The following is a 19,703-nucleotide window of genomic DNA, read 5'->3' as shown; positions in this document are numbered from 1 at the left end:
CACTGCTGGCGCTCTCCCGGATGACCTTACTGTGCGTGGCGGATGGGGGTAGCCGATACCCTGCGGGAACGCGGCCCGGCCGCAAACGGTCAACTGGTGATATACGGAACGTAACTGGGCGGCCGAGGTCAGCCGGCCATCTCGCGCTCGCCGTACGCGTGTCGGCGGCCGATGGCGAGCACCTTGACCCGTTGCCGGCCGGCCCGCACCATGCCCAGTGCCATGAAGGCGCCGGCGATCCGGTCGGCCGCCTCGCGGCTGTTCGCGCCGACCACCTGGCGGCGGCGCTCGGGGGCCAGTCGCTCGTTACGACCGTCCACCTCGTACGGGCGGACGTCGGTCAGCACCACCAGGAAACGTGTCATCGCCGGCCGCCCCGGCGCTCGCCGAAAACCCGCTGACCAGTCTGCACGTCGATTCCCTTCCGGTGGCCGACCAACTGGCGTGGCACGCGGCGGTCGGGTACGGGGGAAAACCCGACCGCCGCGCGCCCCATCCCCTCCGGTCGCTCACCACCACCGTCGCCACGACAACCGGCGGTGAGGACGCGCTAACAGATTGACAGCTCCACGGGCATGAATGCAACTCTCACTGGCGTTCTCTCATGTACAGCTTCCCAAATACGTGCGACCATCTATACATGGCTCCGAAGACCGCACGCGCCCGTCGATTGGGCATCGCTCTGCGCCACCATCGGGAGGCCGCCGGCCTCACCCTGGAGACCGCGGCTGACGAGATCAACAGCACCCGCAGCACGCTCTCCCGCTACGAGAACGCGCAGACCCTGGTCAGCCCGGCCACCGTGCGCGCACTGCTCACCCTCTACGGGGTCGGCGCGGAGGAGGTCGCGGCCGCCGTCCAGCTCGCCAAGGACGCGCGCAAGCCGGGTTGGTGGGTGTCCTACTCGTACCTGCTCGACCGACGCACCATCGACTTCATCGCGCTGGAGGCCGAGGCCGTCGCCATCGCGAACTTCGAGCCGTCGGTGGTGCCGGGGCTGTTGCAGACCGCCGACTACATCCGCGGCGTGATGCGGGGCGGGCCGCACACCCTCAGCGACAGCGACGTCGAGGAGCGGGTACGCATGCGGCTCGACCGCCAGCAGCGGATCTTCGAGGAAGACCCGCCGATCTTCGACGCGATTCTCGACGAGGCCGCGCTGCTACGTCCGGTGGGTGACGACTCCGCGCAGCAGGGCCAGTTGAGTCACCTGCTCAAGATGAGCGAGCTGCCGAACATAACCGTGCAGATGATCCCGTTGGTCGCCGGCTACCACCGGGGCACCCGGGGCTCCCTGCACATCCTCGAATTCGCCGACCCGGAGGACCCGATCATCGCCTCCGTGGAGACGGTCGCCGGGCAGATGATCCTCGACCGTCCCGGTGACCTGCGTACCTGCACCAAGATCATGGAGCACCTGCGCACCGTCGCGCTCAGCCCGGCGGACAGTCGCGAGGCAATTTTCAAACTTCTGAAGGGACGGTAATGCGATGACACCGACGACCAATGCCGCGGAGGCCGTGACGGGCTGGCGCAAGAGCAGCCACAGCGGTGACGAGGGAGCCTGCGTCGAGATGGCGGTCGTCCCCGGCACGGTCGCCGTACGCGACTCCAAGGACCCGCACGGCCCGTTGCTGATCTTCCGGCCGTCGGCGTGGACCGCCTTCGCCCAGGCTCCGCCGACCCCCTGAGCCCCGGAGGGACCGCACCCCAGAGCCGCTGACCGGGCCGGTAAGGGCACCGCCGGCCCGGTCAGCCCCTCCGCTGTCGTCGCCTCATTCCCCGACCAACGGCGGCGGCGAGGGCAGCGCCCGGACGGCCTCCAGCGCCGCCAACGCCACGCCCCGCGCACCGGCCATGTCGCGGTCCGGCACCAGGGCGAAGGTGGCGAGGGCGGCCTGCTCCGCCCGGAGCAGAGTGTGCTCCCGCACGGCGGCCAGGAACCAGTCGCGAAACTCCGGATCCGTCTCCACCACCCCACCGCCGACGAAGTACGCGTGCGGATCGGTGAAGTTCGACGCGATGGTGAACAGTGCGCCGAGCGCCCTCGCCTGCTGGGCGAAGATCTCCCGGGCCAGTTCGTCGCCCCGCTCGCCGTAGCCGCGTACCAGCTTCGCCGCCCGCTCCGGCGACTCACCGACCAGAGGGTGCCGCGGATAACGGGTCAACCAGTACGGCAACAGGTTGTGCTCGATCGCGGTCAGCGACACCACGCTCTCGACGTCACCGGCGAAGCCGCAGGCGCAGGTCGGTACCGGCTGCCCCGGCGCCAACACGGTGGTCAACGGAATGTGCACGTGCCCCAGCTCGCCGGCCATCCCCGCCGCGCCGGAGATCACCCGGCCGTGCTCGACCAGGCCGCCACCCAGTCCGGTGCCGACGATCGCCGACACCGACGAGCGCTGCATCGCGTCGACCCCGAAGTGGACGTGATGGGCGTAGAGCGCGGCGGCGTTGCCGTCGTTGTGGTAAACCACCGGCAGCCCCAGCCGACGTTCGAGGGCGACCCGCACGTCGTAGCCACGCCAGGCCGGCTGGGAGAAGTTCGTGGAGCCCTTCGACGAGATGACACCGCTGGCGCTGGCCGGACCGGGCGTGTCCAGACCGACCGCACCGACCTGTCCGCGAGGCACCCCGGTGAGGGCCAGTACGCCGTCGACGGCGTCCGCCATCGCCGCCACCGCCGCCACCGGGCCCTCCTGCACCCGGCTCGGCGTCTCCACCAGGCGGTCGACCAGGAACCGTCCGTCAAGCGTGAGCACGGTGGCGTTGTTGGTCGTGCCACCGTTGTCGATCCCGACGACCACCGTTGCGCTGTCCACCCGAGTTCCGCCTCCCGCCGTCACACCTGACGTGAGGCTAGTTCTCGTATCGCCCGACCGCCACGTCGTCCGGGCAGCGGCCCAGCATCACGGTGGCGTCGTAGGCGTCGTCGCGTACCACCGACGGCACCAGTCCGACCTCGGTCAACACCGCCCGGAACCGCTCGACCTGCCCCTGGCCGACCTCCACCACCAGGTGCCCGCCCGGCGCGAGCCAGTTCGGCGCGGCGGCGGCCAGTCGGCGCAGCACGGCCAGCCCGTCCGGCCCACCGTCGAGCGCCGCGGCGGACTCGTACCGGCGGGCCTCCGGCGGTAGCAGCGCCATCGCCGCCGTCGGCACGTACGGGGCGTTGGCCACCACCAGATCGAGGCGGCCACGCCACGCCGCCGGCAGCGGATCGAAGAGGTCACCGGCAAGGACCGGCACACCCACGGCGGTCAGGTTCCGGCGCGCGCAGGCCACCGCCGCCGGGTCCACGTCGACCGCGGCCAGCAGCCGGGGCGTGGCGAGCCGACGCGCCAGCACCCGACTCAACGCACCGGAGCCACAGCACAGCTCCACCACGGTCGCCGCCGGTCCGGTAACCCGCACCGCCGCCGAGACCAGCAGGGCGGTACGCGCCCGGGGCACGAAGACGGCCGGGTCGACGTCGATCCGCTCACCGCAGAACTCCGCCCAGCCCAGCAGGTACTCCAGCGGCTCACCGGCGACCCGCCGGTCGACCAGCTCCGCCAGCGACTGCGGGTCGGCGCCCGCCGCCATCAGCAGCCGGGCCTCCTCCTCGGCCCACACGCAGCCGGCTCGCCGCAAGCGGGCGACCAGGACTTCGTACGCGCCCGGGGAGACCGGCGCTCCCATCAGACGGCTGCGTCCAGCGCGGCCGTGACATCGGCGACCAGATCGGGGGTGTCCTCCACCCCGCAGGAGAGCCGGACGAAACCGGGCGCGGTGTCGTCGCCCCACTGTGCCCGGCGGTCCGCGGTGGTGTGCAGGCCACCGAAGGAGGTCGCCGCGACGACCAGCCGGGCCGCGTCGAGGAAGCGGGCGACCCGTTCGGCGCTACCGAGATCGAAGGAGAGCACCCCCGGCATCCGCCGCAGTTGCCGCACCGCCACCGGATGCGCCGGGTCCTCCGGCAGGCCGGGCCAGCGCAGGCCGGAGACGTCGGTGCGGTCGGCCAGCAGCCGGGCCAGCGCCTCCGCGTTCGCCGTCTGCCGGGCCAGACGCAGGTCGAGGGTGGCCAGCGACCGGTGGGCCAGCCAGGCGTCGAACGCGCCCGGCACGGAACCGGTCGCGGTACGCCAGGCGGTGACCGTCGACAGCAGTTCCGCCGACCGGGTGGCGATGTAGCCGAGCAACAGGTCGGAGTGCCCGGTCAACGCCTTGGTGCCGGAGGCCACGACCACGTCGGCACCGAGGTCCAACGGCCGCTGCCCGAGCGGGGTGGCGGTGGTGTTGTCCACGGCCAGCAGGGCACCGGCGGCGTGCGCCCGCTCGGCCAGCGCCGGCAGGTCAACGACGTCGAGCCCCGGGTTCGCCGGCGTCTCCACCAGCACCAGCCGTACCCCGTCGAGGTCCGGGTACGGCCCGACGGTCGGGGCGAACAGCACCCGTACGCCGTTGCCGGCGAGGGTGTCGGTGGCGAACGCGCGCACCGGGAAGTACCCGTCGGCGGGGAGGACCACCGTGTCACCTGCCCGGAGCACCGCCAGCAGCAACCCGGTTATCGCTGCCTGCCCGGTGGCGAAGACCCGGCAGTCGCCGCCCTCCAACTCGCCGACCGCAGCCTCCAGCAGCCGGCGGGTCGGGTTGTCCGGACGCCCGTACCCGTTCGGGGCCGCCGACGGGCCCTGCCACGGGTCGAGGTGGTACGGCGCGGCGAACACCGGCCCGGGCAGGAACGGCGCCCCGGGGGTGGGGTCGGGCAGGCCGGCGTGCACGCATCGGGTGCCGTCCCCCTGCGACGGGTGGTCGTGCGGCTGCGAAGCGACGCCACGCTCGCTCACGGTGCTGCTCACTCCGGTTTCGTGGTGCGGCTCATCAGGGCCTGGACCGCCAGCCGTGGGTCCACCCCCTCGTGGCAGACCAGCTCGACCTGCTCGGTGATCGGCATCTCCACCCCGTGCGCGCGGGCCAGATCCCGGATCGCCAGCGCGCTCTTGACCCCCTCGGCGGTCTGCCGGGTGGCCACCCGCGCCTCCTCCAGGGTGGCACCCCGACCGAGGTGCTCGCCGAAGGTGCGGTTGCGGGCCGACGGTGACGAGCAGGAGGCCACCAGATCACCCATCCCGGCCAGACCCGCGAAGGTGAGCGGATCCGCGCCGAGGGCGACCCCGAGCCGGGCGGTCTCGGCCAGCCCCCGGGTGACAAGCATCGCCCGGGTGTTGTGGCCGAAGCCCATCGCGGTGGCGATGCCGTACGCCAACGCGATCACGTTCTTGACCGCCCCGCCCAACTCGCAGCCGATCACGTCGTCGTTTGTGTACGGGCGGAAGTAGGGCGTGGTGATCGACCGCTGCACCAGGGTGGCCCGGTCGGAATCGGTGCAGGCGACCACGGTGGCGGCGGGTTGCTCCGCGGCGATCTCCGGTGCCAGGTTGGGGCCGGAGACCACCACCACCCGGTCCGCCGCGACCTGCGCGGTCTCGACGATCACCTCGCTCATCCGCTTGGTGGTGCCAAGTTCGATGCCCTTCATCAGCGACACCAGGGTCGCCTCGGGGTGCAGGTGCTCCACCCACTCGGCGAGGTTGCCGCGCAGGGTCTGCGACGGCACCGCCAGCACCACCATCTCGGCACCCTTGATCGCCTCGACGGGGTCGCCGGTTCCGGTGACCCGGTCCGGCAGCACCACCCCGGGCAGGTACTCCGGATTACGCCGCTCGGCGCGGATCACGTCGGCGATCGACTGTCGCCGCGCCCAGAGCGTCACCTCCCGGCCGGCGTCGGCGAGAATCTTCGCGAACGCCGTACCCCACGATCCCGCCCCCAGCACCGCCACCTGCCCACTCACGCCGCCGCCCCCCTACGGTCGGCCCGGTCGCCAGGCACCACTGCGCTGCACCGACGATTCGCGCTCATGCCGCCGTCTCCGGGCGTTGGCGGTCCGGCTGCGGGCGGGGGGTGCGCTGCCACAGCGGCGGCGGTGTCCCGCCCCGGATGTCGGCGAGCATGTCCCGCAGGCACAGCATGATCACGTCGGTCATCTCCTCCAGCACCTGGCGGCTCGGGTTGGCGCCGGCCCAACGACTCAGGTCGATCGGCGGCCCGGCGACCACGGTCACCGGGATCCGGGGGCGCAGGTTGATCCGGGCCCGACGCGGATCGAAGATCCGCTCCGGTCCCCACATCGCCAGCGGCACCACCGGGGCGCCGGTGGCCAACGCCAGCCTTGCCGCACCGGTCTTGCCCTTCATCGGCCACAGGTCCGGCTCCCGGCTGGTGGTCCCCTCCGGGTAGATGATCACGGCTCCGCCCTCGTCGAGCGCCCGGACCAGGGCGTCCAGCGACTTCACCGCGTCTACCGAGCCCCGCTCGACCGGAATCTGCCGGCACCGGTGCAGGATCCAGCCGATCACCGGCACCTTGAACACGCTCGCCTTGCCGAGGAACTGCGGCCACCGCCCGGCGTCGTAGACGAAGTGCGCGGAGACCAACGGATCGGCGTGCGAGATGTGGTTCGGCACGATGATCACGGGACCGTCCTGGTCCAGGTGTTCCATGCCCCGCCAGGTACGCCGGGTCCAGACGGTCATCACCGGTTTCACCAGCACCACGGCGAACCATTGCCAGAATCCCAGCCTCCGCCGACCCACCGTGCCTCCTCGTGCCCGCCCCGACCCGCCCACCGGAGAAGCCCGGTGAGGTCCGCAGCCGAAATCATGCCTGCTCGCCCCGGGTACGGCCAGTGAGGGTACCGCCGCCCGGCTGGCAGGATGGCAGGTGTGACACAGCCCTGGACGGTGGTGGTGCCGGTCAAACGCCTGGCAGCCGCGAAGACCCGGCTGCGTGGCGGGCTGCCGGGCGTACCCCATCAGGAGCTGGCCCTGGCGCTGGCCGCGGACACCCTGGCGGCGGTGCGGGCCTGCCCGGGGGTCGCCGAAATACTCGTGGTCACCGACGACGCCCGGGTCGCCGACACGGCCCGGGCCGGTGGTGCCCGGGTAGTGCCGGACGTCGCGGACGCCGGGCTCAACGCCGCGTTCCGGCACGGCGCGGCGGGCGTCGCCGGCTGGGTGGCCGGGCTCACCGCCGATCTGCCCGCCCTGCGCCCGGCTGAGCTGGCGGCGGCGCTGCACACGGCGCTGACCGGGCCGGCGGGGGTACGCCGGTTCGTGGCCGACGCCCCGGGCACCGGCACCGTGCTGCTGGCGGCCCCGCCGGGCGTACCCCTGGACCCGCGCTTCGGGCCCGACTCGGCCGCCGCACACGCGGCCAGCGGCGCCCACCCGCTCACCGGCGACTGGCCGAGCCTGCGGCGCGACGTGGACACCGCCGACGACCTGGCCACCGCGGCACGGCTCGGGCTGGGCCCGCGCACCACGGCGCTGACCGCCGGCTGCCTCACCGAATCCTTCTCGCCCTGACGGCGCCGGCGTTCCACCCACCGCGCCCGAGGGTTCGGTACGGTGCTGGCATGCAGGGCACGGTGGCGACCTTCGACGCGGCGACCCGCAGCGGGCTGCTGCTGCTGGACGACGGCAGCGAGCTGCCCTTCCCGGCCCGGGCGTTCGACGCCTCCGGGCTGCGCCTGCTTCGCCTCGGCCAGCGGGTACGCGTGGAGACCGACGCCTCCGGCGACGTCGTACGCGTGACGCTGCCGACGATGTCCTGACAACCCGCCGCAAGTTCATTTTGCGTTAACCGAGTTCGGGTGATTATGGGCGGGTGAGCACCCCTCGCGAACGCCCCGCCAGCCCCGCCGCCACCGACGACACCACCAGCCGCAACGGAGGTCGCCCCCGGGGGACCGACGGGCGGTACCGCAGCACCCGTCCGAACCGCGACGACGTCCCGGAGCCAGACCCGGCGGCGGCCTCCGCCGGCCTGGAGGAGGTGCTGGACCCGGTCTCGGAGCCGGGCCTGCCTCAGCCCGCCGACGACCCGACGCCCGCCAATCCGCTGCCCGAGGACCGGTTCCTCAACCGGGAGCTGTCCTGGCTCGACTTCAACGCCCGGGTGCTCGCCCTGGCCGAGGACCCGAACACCCCACTGCTGGAACGGGCCAAGTTCCTGGCCATCTTCGCCAGCAACCTCGACGAGTTCTACATGGTGCGGGTGGCCGGGCTCCAGCGCCGGCTCTCCGCCGGCCTACCCGTGCGGGGCGGCGACGGGCTGCCGCTGCGTACCCAACTGGCGCTGATCTCCGAGAAGGCCGCTGCGCTGGTGGCCCGGCAGGCCGCCTGCTACGTCGACGACCTGGTGCCCAAGCTCGCCGCCGAGGACATCCGGGTGCTGCGCTGGTCCGACCTCGGTGACGCCGAGCGGGAACGGCTGCGCACCTACTTCCGCGAGAAGATCTTCCCGGTGCTCACCCCGCTGGCGGTCGACCCCGCGCACCCTTTCCCGTACATCTCGGGCCGCTCCCTCAACCTGGCCGTCGCGGTACGCGACCCGGACGGCGGGCCGGAGCTCTTCGCCCGGGTGAAGGTGCCAAACAACGTGCCCCGGTTCGTCCGGGTCGACCGGGACCAGCCCGGTGTCCGCATGCTGCCGGTGGAAGACCTCATCTCGGTTCACCTCGGTCAACTCTTCTCCGGCATGCAGGTGGTCGAGTGCCACCTGTTCCGGGTCACCCGCAACGCCGAGGTGGAGGTCGACGAGGACCGGGACGAGGACCTGCTCCAGGCGCTGGAGCGGGAACTGGCCCGCCGCCGCTTCGGCCCGCCGGTACGGCTTGAGGTGGCCGCCTCGATCTCCGATCACATGCTGGAACTGCTCGTCCGGGAACTGGACATGGATACCCAGGACGTGCTGCGGGTCCGTGGCCTGCTGGATCTCTCCGCGCTGTGGCAGCTGTACGGCGAGGCCGACCGGCCCGACCTGAAGGACCCGCCGTTCGTACCGGCCACCCATCCCCGGCTCGCCGAGGGCGAGGTGCCGCGCAGCGTCTTCGCCACCCTGCGCGACGGCGACGTGCTGGTGCATCACCCGTACCACTCCTTCGCGACAAGCGTGCAACGGTTCATCGAGCAGGCCGCCGCCGACCCGAACGTGCTGGCCATCAAGCAGACGCTCTACCGCACCAGCGGTGACTCACCGATCGTGGACGCGCTTGTCGAAGCCGCCGCCGCCGGCAAGCAGGTGGTGGTGCTTGTCGAGTTGAAGGCCCGCTTCGACGAGGTGGCGAACATCGGCTGGGCCCGCACCCTGGAACGGGCCGGCTGCCACGTGGTGTACGGCCTGGTCGGTCTCAAGACCCACTGCAAGACCGCCCTGGTGGTACGCCAGGAGGGCAACCAGATCCGCCGCTACTGCCACATTGGCACCGGCAACTACCACCCGAAGACCGCCCGGCTCTACGAGGACTTCGGCATGCTCACCGCCGACCCGGAGATCGGCGCCGACCTGACCGACCTGTTCAACGTGCTCACCGGGTACAGCCGGCAGACCGCGTACCGGCGGCTGCTGGTGGCACCGCAGGGCATCCGCAGCGGCCTGATCGAGCGGATCGAACGGGAGATCAACCACGTCCGGCTGGGCATGCCGGGACTCGTCCAGTTCAAGGTGAACTCGCTTGTCGACGAGGAGATCACCGACGCGCTGTACCGGGCCTCCCAGGCCGGCGTACACGTCGATCTGATCATCCGGGGGATGTGCACGCTACGACCGGGGGTGCCCGGGCTGTCGGAGAACATCCGGGTGCACTCGATCCTCGGCCGTTTCCTGGAACACTCCCGGGTCTTCCGCTTCGGCAACAACGGCGACGCGGAGTTCTGGATCGGCTCCGCCGACCTGATGCACCGCAACCTGGACCGGCGGGTGGAGGCACTGGTCCAGGTCACCGACCCGGTGGCCCGGGCCGAGCTGGACCATGTGCTCGGTGCCGCGATGAGCCCGGACGTGGACGCGTTCGAGCTGGCCGGTGACGGCACCTGGAGCCGCCGCGCGGGCCGGCCGGAGGCGCCCCTGAGCCACCTTCAGCACCTGCTGCTGCGTCGCGTCGGCAGCACGGCCGGTTGACCGGATCGGAATAGGGTGAGCAGATGGTCGAGGAGGAACGGAAGTTCACGGTGGCGGCCGGGTGGCTGCTACCCGATCTCTCCCCCGCCGTGCCGGCCTCGGGGAGCGTCCGGACGCTGACACCGGCGACCCTCGTCGCCACCTACCACGACACCGTGGACCTGCGGCTGGCCCGGGCGGGTGTCTCGCTGCGGTACCGCGAGGGTGACCAGGTGCCGTGGACGGTGAAGTTGCCGACCGGCAGCCCCGGCCTCCGCCACGAGATCTCCCGCCCCGGCGCGGCCGACGCGATGCCGGCGGAACTGGTCGAGCTGGTCACCGTGTTCCACCGGGGTGCCGCGCTGACCCCGGCGGCGGTGGTGCGGACCGTCCGGCACGCCCAGGAGATCGTCGACGACGCCGGCCGGGTGTTGGCCGAGGTGGTCGACGACCAGGTCACCGTGCTCGACGCCGAGGGCGCCACCACCGGCACCTTCCGCGAGGTGGAGGTGGAGCGCAAGGCCGGTGACGTCGCACTGCTCGACGGGCTCACCGAGCTGCTGTGTGCCGCCGGTGTCCAGGGTGGCGACTTCACCCCCAAGCACGTACGCGCGCTCGGCCGGGCGGCCACCGCCGAACCGGACCTGGTCGCTCCGGACGAGCTGCCGGCCGATCCGAGTGCCGCGGCGGTGGTCACCGAGGCGGTACGCCGCGAGGTGGCTCGGCTGTTGGCACACGACCCGCTGGTTCGGCTGCGCGCACCGGTCGGCGACGACGACACCGCCGTGCACCAGATGCGGGTGGCCTGCCGGCGGTTGCGTAGCGACCTGAAGACCTTCGGCCCACTGGTCCGCCCCGCGTGGGCCCGGCCGCTGCGTACCGAGTTGAAATGGCTGGCGGACGCCCTGGGTGCCGCCCGGGACGCGGAGGTGCTGCGGGAGCGGCTGCGCCGCACCGCCGCCGCCGACCCGGTCAGCCCGGTGGATCCGGCGGCGGTCGACCGGCTGGACGCCGTACTCGCCGATTGGCAGGAGGAGGCGCTGACCGGGGTCGACGAGGCGTTGCGCTCATCGCGGTACCTCGCCCTGGTCGACGCGCTGGTGCTGGCCGCCCGGTCGCCGCGACTCACACCCCGCGCGAACACGCCGGCCCGGCGGGTGCTGCCTCGACTCGTGGCCCATCCGTGGCGACGGCTGGCCGGTACGACGAAGAAGCCGGGCGGCGTCGCGATGCTGCAACCGGCCGGTCCAGACGAGCAGTGGCACACCGTACGCAAGCAGGGCAAGCAGGCCCGTTCGGCGGTGACGGCGGTGGCGCCGGTGCTCGGCGCGGACGCGGCGAAGCTGGCCCGAGCGCTGACGAAGGTGCAGAACCTGCTCGGTGAGCACCAGGACGCGGCGGTGGCCGCCGAGACCTGGCGGGCGGTGGCCGAGGCTCGGCCCGACGACCATCAGTTGGCGGTGGCCGCGGGCCGGCTGCTGGAGCGCGAGCGGGCGGCCGTGCGACGGGCGCGGGCGGACTTCCCGTACGCCTGGCGGCGAGCCAGCCGGCGGCGTCGGACCCGGTGGCTGGCATGACCGAGATCCGGGCGGCCGGCGGCGTGGTGTGGCGTCCGGCGGGGGTCGACCACGTCGAGGTGTGCCTGGTGCACCGACCCCGGTACGGGGACTGGACTCTGCCGAAGGGCAAGTTGGAGCCGGGCGAGCATCCGCTGCTCGCCGCCGCCCGGGAGGTTGCCGAGGAGGCCGACGCACAGGCCGCGCCGCAGCTGCGGCTGCCGTCGGTGCGGTACCGCAGCGAAGGCCGGCTCAAGGTGGTCGACTACTGGTCGATGCGGGCGGTGGGCACCGGCGGATTCCAACCGGACACCGAGGTCGACGAGGTCCGTTGGCTGACTGTCGACGACGCGATGACCCTGGTGAGCTATCCGCACGACGTGGAGGTGCTGGCTGCGTTCGCGGCGCTGCCGCCGGTCACCGCGGCCCTGGTGCTGGTGCGGCACGGCCACGCGGGTAAGCGGCTGGCCTGGCCCGGCCCGGACACCGGGCGACCGCTGGACGCCCGGGGGTGGTCCGAGGCGCAGGCGTTGGCACCGCTGATCGGGCTGATCCGCCCGGCACGGCTGCTCTCCGCGTCGGCACGCCGGTGCGTGCAGACCCTCGATCCGGCCGCCGCGTCGTTGGACCTGCCGATCGAGATCTGCGGCGACCTGGACGAGCCGAGCGCCGGCCAGCAGCCCGACGAGTGCGTGTTGGCCGCCGCCGCACGCCTGGCCGCGCTGGCCGCCGCCGGAGAACCGGCGGCGGTGTGCAGCCAGGGCAAGGTGATCCCGGGCGCACTGGAGCGGCTGGCCGGACGGTGCGGCGACTACACCACCGGCAAGGGGGGCGGCTGGCTGCTGGCCTTCACCGATGACCGCCTCGTCGCCGCCGACCGCCTCTGACCGGGTGTCCCGCCGCAGACCGTCGCTCAGCGGCTGGGCAGGGTGAGGGTGACGGCCACCGGCAGGTGATCGCTGGCGACGCCCGGCACCGCGACCGCATCCGTGGCCACCAGGTCGGGTGAGACGAAGACGTGGTCGATCTGCTCGTGCGGATCGTCCGCCGGGCTGGTCGGCAGCGGGCGGGCGGAAGCGAGCGAATCGACCAGGCCGGCGCTGGTGAACGCGGTGAAGGCCGGATCGCCCGGCTCGGTGTTGAGGTCACCGGCGACCACCAGCGGCGCACCGTCGGCGTACCCGGTGGCGAAGTCCGCGACGGCGCGGGCCTGGACCACCGGGTCCGCTCCGGGTGGCGGTTGCAGGTGGGTGCTCACCACGGCCAGCCGCACGCCGGCGCTGAGGTCCACGGTGACGCCGAGCGCCTGCGCCCCGGTGGGCGCGCCCACCGCCGGCAGCGGACGGGTACGGGCCCGTTGCACCGGCCAGCGGCTGAGCACCGCGTCCCCCCACAGCGGGTCGGCGGCGGGCGCGAAGACGTAGGGCATCCCCAGCCGCGCGGCGAGCAGGCCCAGCGTGTCGTGGCCACCGTTGAGCAGCCAGCCCCGGTCGACCTCGCTGAGCACCACCACGTCGGCCCGGCCGACCGCCCGGTCCAGGGCGGTGAGGTCGAAGCGGCCGTCGAGGCCGAAGCCCATCCGGATGTTGTACGCCACCAGCCGCACCCGCTCCGGCGGCCCGTCCCGGTTGCTGGCCACCAGCCACGGCCCGTGCAGCCAGGCGGCGGCGAGGGCGACGACGGCGGCCAGCACCGCGAGCCGCCACCGGGGAAGCCCTGATTCGGGTTCCGCCTCCGATAGCCCGTCGGACGCGGCCGCGCCGCGCATCGCGACCACCCCGGTCAGGGCGGCCACCACGGCCGGCACCCACTCGTTGGGGTAGCCGAGGTCGTAGGCGGCGTAGTACAGCAGCGCGGCGACGGCGAAACCGAGCATCCCGCCCACCGCCGCGTACGCCGGACCGGTGCTCCGTACGGCCCGCTGCGGTGACGGTCCGCCACCGGCCAGGCCGAGGCAGCCGCCCAGTCCCGCCGCGCTGACCAGGATGGCGACGGTGAGCAGCGTCGGCGGGCCGTAGCCGAACAGCAGGGCGCCGGCCAGCAGCAGCACCGGCGGCAACGCCCGCCACCGTGGGTGCCACGGGGTCAACGCACCGAGCAGGAACAGTGGCGCCGCGACACCCAACGGCGCCAGCGCGAACGGCGGCGGCGCGGCGGTGCCCGCCTCGCCGTACCAGTAGGACATGGCGGAGATCGCGACCGCGGGTGACAGCGCCACCATGCCGCCGAGCAGCAGCGCCGGCCCGACGAGCAGCCAGGCCCGGCGGGCCGGCGGCGCATCGTCGACCGGCTGGGCGGCGTCGCGGCGGCGACCGAACGCCGTCTCGGCGGCCAGCAGCGCCGCCACCACCGCCACGCTGGCCGCCCACGCCGGCCACCGCTCCCACCACACCAGGTCGTACGTGCCGACCAGGGCGTGACCCAGCGCGCTCGCGGTCAGCCCCAGCACCAGCCCGGGCACCGGATTCCCGACCCGGGCGGCGGTGGCGGCCAGCCAGACCAGACCGGCGAGCAGGCCGGCGCTGGCCAGCCAGAGTTGAGCCCGGCCACCTGGCGCGGCGGTCAGGGCGAGCCGGGCGGCGCCGAGCACCAGCACCGCCGTGACACCGACGGTGGCGGGGCCGACCCGCACGACGAGGGCCGGCGCGGCGAGCGCCAGCACGAACCAGCCGACCGCGAACGCGCCGAGCAGCTCGGCCGGGGTCGACGCGGCCTGACCGAAGATGGTGATGACCGACGGCAGGAAGACCCGCAGCACGTCGGTCAGGACGACGAGTCCCAGGGCCAGGGTGGCGGTGCCGAGACGACGCTGACTCAACACGGTTCTCTTTCCGGCGAGGGGTGGTGCGGCGATTCTGCTGGCCGGGTCCCGGGCCGGTCAACGGTTCCCCGCGCGCCGTGGCGGTGGACCGTCAGGGTGGACATGGCGAGGGCGCCCACCGTACCGGCGGGCGCCCTCGTCGTACGACCGGCTCAGCGCCGGGTCGCAGCCTTCCTGGCCGGCGCCTTCTTCGCCGGTGCCTTCTTGGCCGCCGCGGTCTTCCGGGCCGCCGTCGCCTTGGTCGCCGCGGCGGTCTTCTTCGCCGGGGCGGCCTTCTTGGTGGCAGCCTTCTTGGCCGGAGCGGCCTTGGCGGTCGTCTTGGTCGCGGTGGTCTTCTTGGCCGCCGCGGTCTTGCTCGCCGTGGTCTTCTTGGCGGCGGTGCTCTTCGCCGCGGTCGTCTTCTTCGCCGCGGTCGCCTTGGCACCGGTGGTCTTGGCGGTGGCTCCGGCGGTCTTCTTCGCCGCAGCCGTGGCCTTCGGCACCTTGCCGCTGGCCACCATCTCCTTGAACCCGGCGCCGGGGCGGAACGACGGCACCGAGGTCTTCTTGACCTTCACCGCCTCCCCCGTACGCGGGTTGCGGGCTGTTCGCGCGCCCCGTACACGCTTCTCGAACGCTCCGAAACCGGTGATCGCCACTTTCTCGCCCTTGGTGACCGCCGCCTGGACCTCAGCGAGGACCGCGTCGAGCGCGGTCGTCGCCGTTTTCCGGTCCCCCAGGCGAACGGCGAGCGCCTCGATGAGCTCGGCCTTGTTCACGACTTCCTCCTGATTGTGCAACTGACTCGACGCGAGCCATTCTGCGCGCACGGTATGCCCTGTGCTGGCGGGACACAAACATTCGGCGGAAAAAAGCCCTTGTGTCGTAACGGATTCGCCCCCACCGGTGGCACCGGTGGGGGCGAAATCGGCTGCGGATCGGGGTGTTCGGCTACGCGACCCGGGGCAGGAAGGCCGGCCGACCGGCCTCGAAGACGCTGATCCGGTCCTCGTGGCGGAGGGTGAGTCCAATGTCGTCCAAGCCCTCCATCAGCCGCCACCGGCTGAAGTCGTCGAGCGGGAACGACCAGGTGGCGGTGTCGACCCGCACCTCGCGAGCGGTCAGGTCGACGACCACCGGGGTGGTCGGATTCTCCTCGACCAGGCTCCAGATTTCTTCGACGGCTTTCAATTCGAGCTCTACCGGAAGCAGCCCTTCCTTGAGGGCGTTCCCGCGGAAGATGTCACCGAAGCGCGGCGAGATCACCACTCGGAAGCCGTAGTCACGCAACGCCCACACGGCGTGCTCCCGCGATGATCCGGTGCCGAACTCGGGGCCGGCCACCAGAATCGACGCCCCCGAATAAGCTTGATCGTTGAGCACGAATCCCGGATCCTCGCGCCACGCGCTGAAGAGCCCGTCGGCGAATCCGGTACGGGTCACCCGCTTGAGGTACACGGCGGGGATGATCTGGTCGGTGTCCACGTCGGACCGACGGAGCGGCAGGGCGGTGCCGGTGTGCACGGTGAACTTGTCCATCTGTCGCAGCCCTTCTACAGGTCGGCGGGAGCGGCCAGCCGGCCGACGACGGCGGTGGCGGCGGCCACCGGCGGGCTGACCAGGTGGGTACGCCCACCGCGGCCCTGGCGGCCCTCGAAGTTCCGGTTGGAGGTCGAGGCGGCACGCTGCCCCGGGGAGAGCGTGTCCGGGTTCATGCCCAGACACATGGAGCAGCCGGCGAAGCGCCATTCGGCCCCGGCGTCGGTGAAGACCTTGTCCAGCCCCTCCGCCTCGGCGGCCTCCCGTACCGCGGCCGAGCCGGGTACCACGAGCATCCGTACCCCGTCAGCCACCCGCTGGCCGCGCAGCACGTCGGCGGCGGCTCGGAGATCCTCCAGGCGCCCGTTGGTGCACGAACCGACGAAGACCACGTCGACGGCGAGGTCACGCAGCGCGGTGCCGGGGCTGAGATCCATGTAGGCCAGGGCCCGGCGGGCGGCGGCCCGCTCCGGCTCGGTGACGAACTCCTCCGGGTCCGGCACGACCGCGCCCAGCGGCGCACCCTGCCCCGGGTTGGTGCCCCAGGTGACGAACGGCGTGATCTCAGCGGCGTCCAGCGTCACCTCGGCGTCGAAGGTCGCCCCCTCGTCGGTGGGCAGCGTCCGCCAGTACTCCAAGGCCGTGTCCCAGTCGGCGCCGCTGGGAGCGTTGGGGCGCCCCTTCAGGTACGCGAAGGTGGTCTCGTCCGGCGCGATCATGCCGGCCTTGGCGCCCCACTCGATGGACATGTTGGCGATCGTCATCCGCCCTTCCATGGACAGCGCTCGGATCGCCTCGCCCCGGTACTCCACGATGTGCCCGCGCCCGCCGCCGGTGCCGACCTTGGCGATCAGGGCGAGCACCAGGTCCTTGGCGGTGACGCCGGGGCCGAGTTGGCCGTCGACGGTGACCGCCATCGTCTTGGGTCGGGCCTGCGGCAGCGTCTGGGTGGCCAGCACGTGCTCGACCTCGCTGGTGCCGATGCCGAACGCCAGCGCACCGAACGCGCCGTGCGTGGCCGTGTGCGAGTCGCCGCAGACGATTGTCATGCCGGGCTGGGTGAGGCCGAGCTGCGGGCCGATGACGTGCACGATCCCCTGGTTCTCGTCGCCCAGCGGATGGAGCTTCACGCCGAACTCGGCGCAGTTGCGGCGCAGCGTCTCGATCTGGGTGCGGGAGGTGGGGTCGGCGATGGTGAGCAGGTCGCCACGGCGCTGCTGGAACGAGGGATCGGCGTACCCGGTCGGGGTGTTGTGATCCTCGGTGGCCAGCGTGAGGTCGGTGCGCCGCACCCGGCGGCCAGCCATGCGCAGACCGTCGAACGCCTGCGGGCTGGTCACCTCGTGCAGCAGGTGCAGGTCGATGAAGAGCAGATCGGGCTCACCATCGGCGGACCGGACGACGTGTGCGTCCCAGACCTTCTCGGCCAGGGTCCTCGGCTCAGGAGTGACTCCCACCATCTGGACATCCTAAATTCTGGGAGGTAAATTTCGGCTTGTGGGACACAGTATGAGCGGTGTCGGCGTTCTCGACAAGGCGGTGGTCATCCTGGCCGCCTGTGTCGACGGCGCCAGCCTGGCCGAACTCGTTGAACGCACCAAGCTGCCCCGAGCCACCGCGCACCGGCTGGCCCAGGCGCTGGAGATCCACCGGATGCTGGTCCGGGACACTCAGGGTCGCTGGCGCCCCGGTCCACGCCTGGGCGAGTTGGCGAACGCGGCGCCGGATGTGCTGCTGACCGCTGCCGAGCCGCTGCTGGCCGCGCTGCGGGACGCCACCGGCGAGAGCGCCCAGCTCTACCTGCGCCGGGCGGACGAGCGGATCTGCGTGGCCGCCGCCGAGCGGGCCAGCGGGCTGCGCGACACCGTGCCGGTCGGCTCGGTGCTGCCGATGATCGCCGGATCGGCGGCGCAGATCCTGCTCGCCTGGGAGCCGCCTGAGGCGGTGATGCCACTGCTGCCCCGGTCGAAGTTCACCGGTCGCACCCTCGCCGAGGTGCGCCGCCGAGGCTGGGCGCAGAGCGTTGCCGAACGCGAGGCCGGTGTGGCAAGCGTCTCAGCGCCCATCCGCGACCGCACCGGTCGCGTGATCGCCGCCATCAGCATCTCCGGCCCCATCGAACGCCTCGGCCGCCGCCCCGGCGAACGCCACGCCATGGCCGTGGTCCGCGCCGGCCAACGCCTCTCCGGCCTCTAACCCACCCCACCCACCCCAACCCACCCACCTTGTTGATCATGAGGTTAGCGGCAGTTGTGGATCTTCTAACTGCCGCTAACCTCATGATCAACAAGGTGGGTGGGTTGGGGTGGGTGGGGAAAGGCCCGTCCCGGGGTGGGACGGGCCTTTCGATGTGTAGCCCCGACCGGATTCGAACCGGCGCTACCGCCTTGAGAGGGCGGCGTCCTGGGCCGCTAGACGACGGGGCCAGGTACTTTCCAGATTCACCAGCCCTTGTGGGCGGTGCGGCAGTAGTCTAGCGGCGCCGCAGCACGGTGCCGCACAGGGGTGGCGGGGCAGGCGGGCCGAGGCGGCAGCCGCGGGAAAGCGAAACGACCCGCTCCGCAGCAGCGGAACGAGCCGTGAACACCTGTAGCCCCGACCGGATTCGAACCGGCGCTACCGCCTTGAGAGGGCGGCGTCCTGGGCCGCTAGACGACGGGGCCAGAACACATCGCGGCACCACCTTCACGGTGGTGCCGCCGAACTCTACCAGACCTCGCTACCGGAGCCCCTCGCGGTGCATCGGTGCCGAACTCCACCAGAATCCAGCGGCCTCGATTCGTGGCGAATCTCGGCTGCGCTGGGGTACCAGGACTCGAACCTAGACTAACTGAACCAGAATCAGTCGGGCTGCCAATTACCCCATACCCCATTGGCCCCTTGCGGCGCCGGGAACAAACTCTACCCTCCCGGCACCGACAGGCCAAATCGACTTCCCCAAAGCGCCCCTGAGCTGCCAAAACGGCGATCAGGTCGCTGACACGACCGGGTTCGTCAGCTCGCCGATCCCCTCGATCCGGACGCTCACCGTATCCCCGTCCGTGAGTGGGCTAACCCCCGCCGGCGTACCGGTCAACACAACGTCACCGGGCAGTAGCGTCATCACGTGTGAGACGTACGACACCAGAGCCGGCGCGTCGAAGACCATGTCCCCGGTGCGGCCCAGCTGCCGCACCTCCATCTCCTCCGGGTCGCGACCGACCTCGCAGCGGATCTCCAGGTCGGTGACGTCCAGCCCGGTGGTGATCCACGGCCCGATCGGGCAGAACGAGTCGAACCCCTTGGCTCGCGTCCACTGGCTGTCGGAGCGCTGGAGGTCCCGGGCCGTGACGTCGTTGGCGCAGGTGTAGCCGAAGATGGCCCGTTCCGCCGCGGCCCGGTCCGCCCGGCGGGCGCCCGGCGCGCCGATCACCACCGCCAGCTCGGCCTCGTGCTCGACCTGCTTGCTGAACTCCGGTAGCCGGATCGCGTCCCGGGGGCCGATGACCGAGGTCGAGGGCTTCAGGAACAACAGCGGCTCCTTCGGCACCTCCGCGCCGTGTTCGGCGGCGTGCTCGGCGTAATTGCGGCCGACGCAGACCACCTTGCTGGGCAGGATCGGCGAGAGCAGCCGGACGTCGGACAACGCCCAGCGGACCCCGCTGAACGTGATCTGGCCGAACGGGTGGCCGGAGATCTCGGCGATGGTGAGCCCCTGCGGGCCCGCCTCCGGCTCCCCCTCGACGACGCCGAACGACATTCCCTTGGCATGAGCGAAACGAGCGATACGCACCAGGCCAATGTAGTGCGGCCGGCGAACGATCGCCGCAGCTTACCCCCGCCGC

General features: G+C 72.2%; 19 protein-coding genes and 3 tRNA genes. 8 read left to right on the top strand and 14 right to left on the bottom strand.

Annotated elements, in window-relative coordinates:
- Window positions 1-128: 128 nt before the first annotated feature.
- Window positions 129-365: a hypothetical protein gene (locus AB0J93_RS01305; RefSeq protein WP_363916944.1), complete on the bottom strand. Its 237-nt coding sequence runs from the start codon at window positions 363-365 to the stop codon at window positions 129-131.
- A gap of 275 nt (window positions 366-640) precedes the next feature.
- Between AB0J93_RS01305 and AB0J93_RS01300 the strand changes: the two genes are divergently transcribed.
- Together AB0J93_RS01300 and AB0J93_RS01295 are read left to right on the top strand one after the other, a co-directional pair.
- A complete protein-coding gene (locus tag AB0J93_RS01300; RefSeq protein ID WP_363916942.1) occupies window positions 641-1,486 on the top strand; it encodes a helix-turn-helix transcriptional regulator in 846 nt (281 codons plus the stop codon).
- Between the two features lie 4 nt (window positions 1,487-1,490).
- Window positions 1,491-1,691 carry a DUF397 domain-containing protein gene (locus AB0J93_RS01295; protein WP_363916940.1) on the top strand — a complete coding sequence of 67 codons (201 nt, stop codon included), beginning with the start codon at window positions 1,491-1,493 and terminating at the stop codon, window positions 1,689-1,691.
- Window positions 1,692-1,775: 84 nt separating this feature from the next.
- Here AB0J93_RS01295 and AB0J93_RS01290 read toward each other — a convergent pair whose 3' ends face one another.
- The 5 genes from AB0J93_RS01290 to AB0J93_RS01270 all read right to left on the bottom strand — a co-directional run bounded on the left by AB0J93_RS01290 (window position 1,776) and on the right by AB0J93_RS01270 (window position 6,638).
- On the bottom strand, window positions 1,776-2,822 hold the full coding sequence (locus tag AB0J93_RS01290; RefSeq protein WP_363916938.1) for an ROK family protein: 1,047 nt from the start codon (window positions 2,820-2,822) through the stop codon (window positions 1,776-1,778).
- A 37-nt stretch (window positions 2,823-2,859) separates the two neighbouring features.
- Window positions 2,860-3,681, bottom strand: a complete 822-nt coding sequence (locus AB0J93_RS01285) for a putative protein N(5)-glutamine methyltransferase (protein WP_363916936.1) — start codon at window positions 3,679-3,681, stop codon at window positions 2,860-2,862.
- On the bottom strand, window positions 3,681-4,829 hold the full coding sequence (locus AB0J93_RS01280; protein ID WP_363917668.1) for a cystathionine gamma-lyase: 1,149 nt from the start codon (window positions 4,827-4,829) through the stop codon (window positions 3,681-3,683). The genes AB0J93_RS01285 and AB0J93_RS01280 overlap by 1 nt, the downstream gene beginning before the upstream one ends.
- Before the next feature lie 8 nt (window positions 4,830-4,837).
- Complete coding sequence (locus AB0J93_RS01275) at window positions 4,838-5,836, bottom strand: NAD(P)H-dependent glycerol-3-phosphate dehydrogenase (RefSeq protein ID WP_363916934.1); 999 nt, start codon at window positions 5,834-5,836, stop codon at window positions 4,838-4,840.
- A 64-nt stretch (window positions 5,837-5,900) separates the two neighbouring features.
- The gene (locus AB0J93_RS01270; protein WP_363916932.1) at window positions 5,901-6,638 is read right to left on the bottom strand and encodes a lysophospholipid acyltransferase family protein; all 738 of its coding nucleotides are present in this window, start codon (window positions 6,636-6,638) and stop codon (window positions 5,901-5,903) included.
- Between the two features lie 129 nt (window positions 6,639-6,767).
- Here AB0J93_RS01270 and cofC point away from each other — a divergent pair, with 129 nt between their 5' ends.
- The 5 genes from cofC to AB0J93_RS01245 are packed head-to-tail and all read left to right on the top strand — an operon-like array spanning window position 6,768 to window position 12,427.
- Window positions 6,768-7,409: a 2-phospho-L-lactate guanylyltransferase gene (gene cofC / locus AB0J93_RS01265; protein ID WP_363916930.1), complete on the top strand. Its 642-nt coding sequence runs from the start codon at window positions 6,768-6,770 to the stop codon at window positions 7,407-7,409.
- Between the two features lie 50 nt (window positions 7,410-7,459).
- Window positions 7,460-7,657 (top strand): cold-shock protein, encoded by a 198-nt coding sequence (locus AB0J93_RS01260; protein ID WP_363916928.1) that lies wholly within the window; start codon window positions 7,460-7,462, stop codon window positions 7,655-7,657.
- Between the two features lie 53 nt (window positions 7,658-7,710).
- Window positions 7,711-10,005: an RNA degradosome polyphosphate kinase gene (locus AB0J93_RS01255; protein WP_363916926.1), complete on the top strand. Its 2,295-nt coding sequence runs from the start codon at window positions 7,711-7,713 to the stop codon at window positions 10,003-10,005.
- Window positions 10,006-10,028: 23 nt separating this feature from the next.
- Entirely contained in the window at window positions 10,029-11,561 is a 1,533-nt protein-coding gene (locus AB0J93_RS01250) for a CYTH and CHAD domain-containing protein (RefSeq protein WP_363916924.1), read from the top strand.
- Window positions 11,558-12,427: an NUDIX hydrolase gene (locus AB0J93_RS01245; protein ID WP_363916922.1), complete on the top strand. Its 870-nt coding sequence runs from the start codon at window positions 11,558-11,560 to the stop codon at window positions 12,425-12,427. Before AB0J93_RS01250 ends, AB0J93_RS01245 begins: the two co-directional genes overlap by 4 nt.
- 26 nt (window positions 12,428-12,453) lie before the next feature.
- Here the strand turns inward: AB0J93_RS01245 and AB0J93_RS01240 are convergent, their stop codons facing one another.
- From AB0J93_RS01240 to leuC, 4 genes are all read right to left on the bottom strand, one after another.
- Window positions 12,454-14,361 (bottom strand): endonuclease/exonuclease/phosphatase family protein, encoded by a 1,908-nt coding sequence (locus AB0J93_RS01240; protein ID WP_363916920.1) that lies wholly within the window; start codon window positions 14,359-14,361, stop codon window positions 12,454-12,456.
- Window positions 14,362-14,513: 152 nt separating this feature from the next.
- On the bottom strand, window positions 14,514-15,119 hold the full coding sequence (locus AB0J93_RS01235; protein ID WP_363916918.1) for an HU family DNA-binding protein: 606 nt from the start codon (window positions 15,117-15,119) through the stop codon (window positions 14,514-14,516).
- 172 nt (window positions 15,120-15,291) lie between these two features.
- Window positions 15,292-15,879: a 3-isopropylmalate dehydratase small subunit gene (gene leuD / locus AB0J93_RS01230; RefSeq protein WP_363916916.1), complete on the bottom strand. Its 588-nt coding sequence runs from the start codon at window positions 15,877-15,879 to the stop codon at window positions 15,292-15,294.
- 14 nt (window positions 15,880-15,893) lie between these two features.
- Entirely contained in the window at window positions 15,894-17,339 is a 1,446-nt protein-coding gene (leuC, locus tag AB0J93_RS01225; protein ID WP_363916914.1) for a 3-isopropylmalate dehydratase large subunit, read from the bottom strand.
- Between the two features lie 49 nt (window positions 17,340-17,388).
- On the opposite strand from leuC, the gene AB0J93_RS01220 reads away from it, so the two are divergent.
- The gene (locus tag AB0J93_RS01220; RefSeq protein ID WP_092373513.1) at window positions 17,389-18,075 is read left to right on the top strand and encodes an IclR family transcriptional regulator; all 687 of its coding nucleotides are present in this window, start codon (window positions 17,389-17,391) and stop codon (window positions 18,073-18,075) included.
- 157 nt (window positions 18,076-18,232) lie between these two features.
- Here AB0J93_RS01220 and AB0J93_RS01215 read toward each other — a convergent pair.
- The 4 genes from AB0J93_RS01215 to AB0J93_RS01200 all read right to left on the bottom strand — a co-directional run bounded on the left by AB0J93_RS01215 (window position 18,233) and on the right by AB0J93_RS01200 (window position 19,651).
- Window positions 18,233-18,305 (bottom strand) — tRNA-Glu (locus tag AB0J93_RS01215).
- Window positions 18,306-18,469: 164 nt separating this feature from the next.
- A tRNA-Glu gene (locus tag AB0J93_RS01210) sits at window positions 18,470-18,542 on the bottom strand.
- A 137-nt stretch (window positions 18,543-18,679) separates the two neighbouring features.
- A tRNA-Gln gene (locus AB0J93_RS01205) sits at window positions 18,680-18,751 on the bottom strand.
- A gap of 96 nt (window positions 18,752-18,847) precedes the next feature.
- Entirely contained in the window at window positions 18,848-19,651 is an 804-nt protein-coding gene (locus tag AB0J93_RS01200) for a fumarylacetoacetate hydrolase family protein (RefSeq protein WP_210830059.1), read from the bottom strand.
- Between the last annotated feature and the right edge of the window lie 52 nt (window positions 19,652-19,703).

This window comes from Micromonospora sp. NPDC049374, assembly GCF_040677165.1.
Taxonomy (GTDB): Bacteria; Actinomycetota; Actinomycetes; order Mycobacteriales; family Micromonosporaceae; genus Micromonospora.
The sequence above is the reverse complement of the archived record's forward strand: the minus strand, read 5'-3'. Positions and strand labels throughout refer to the sequence as shown.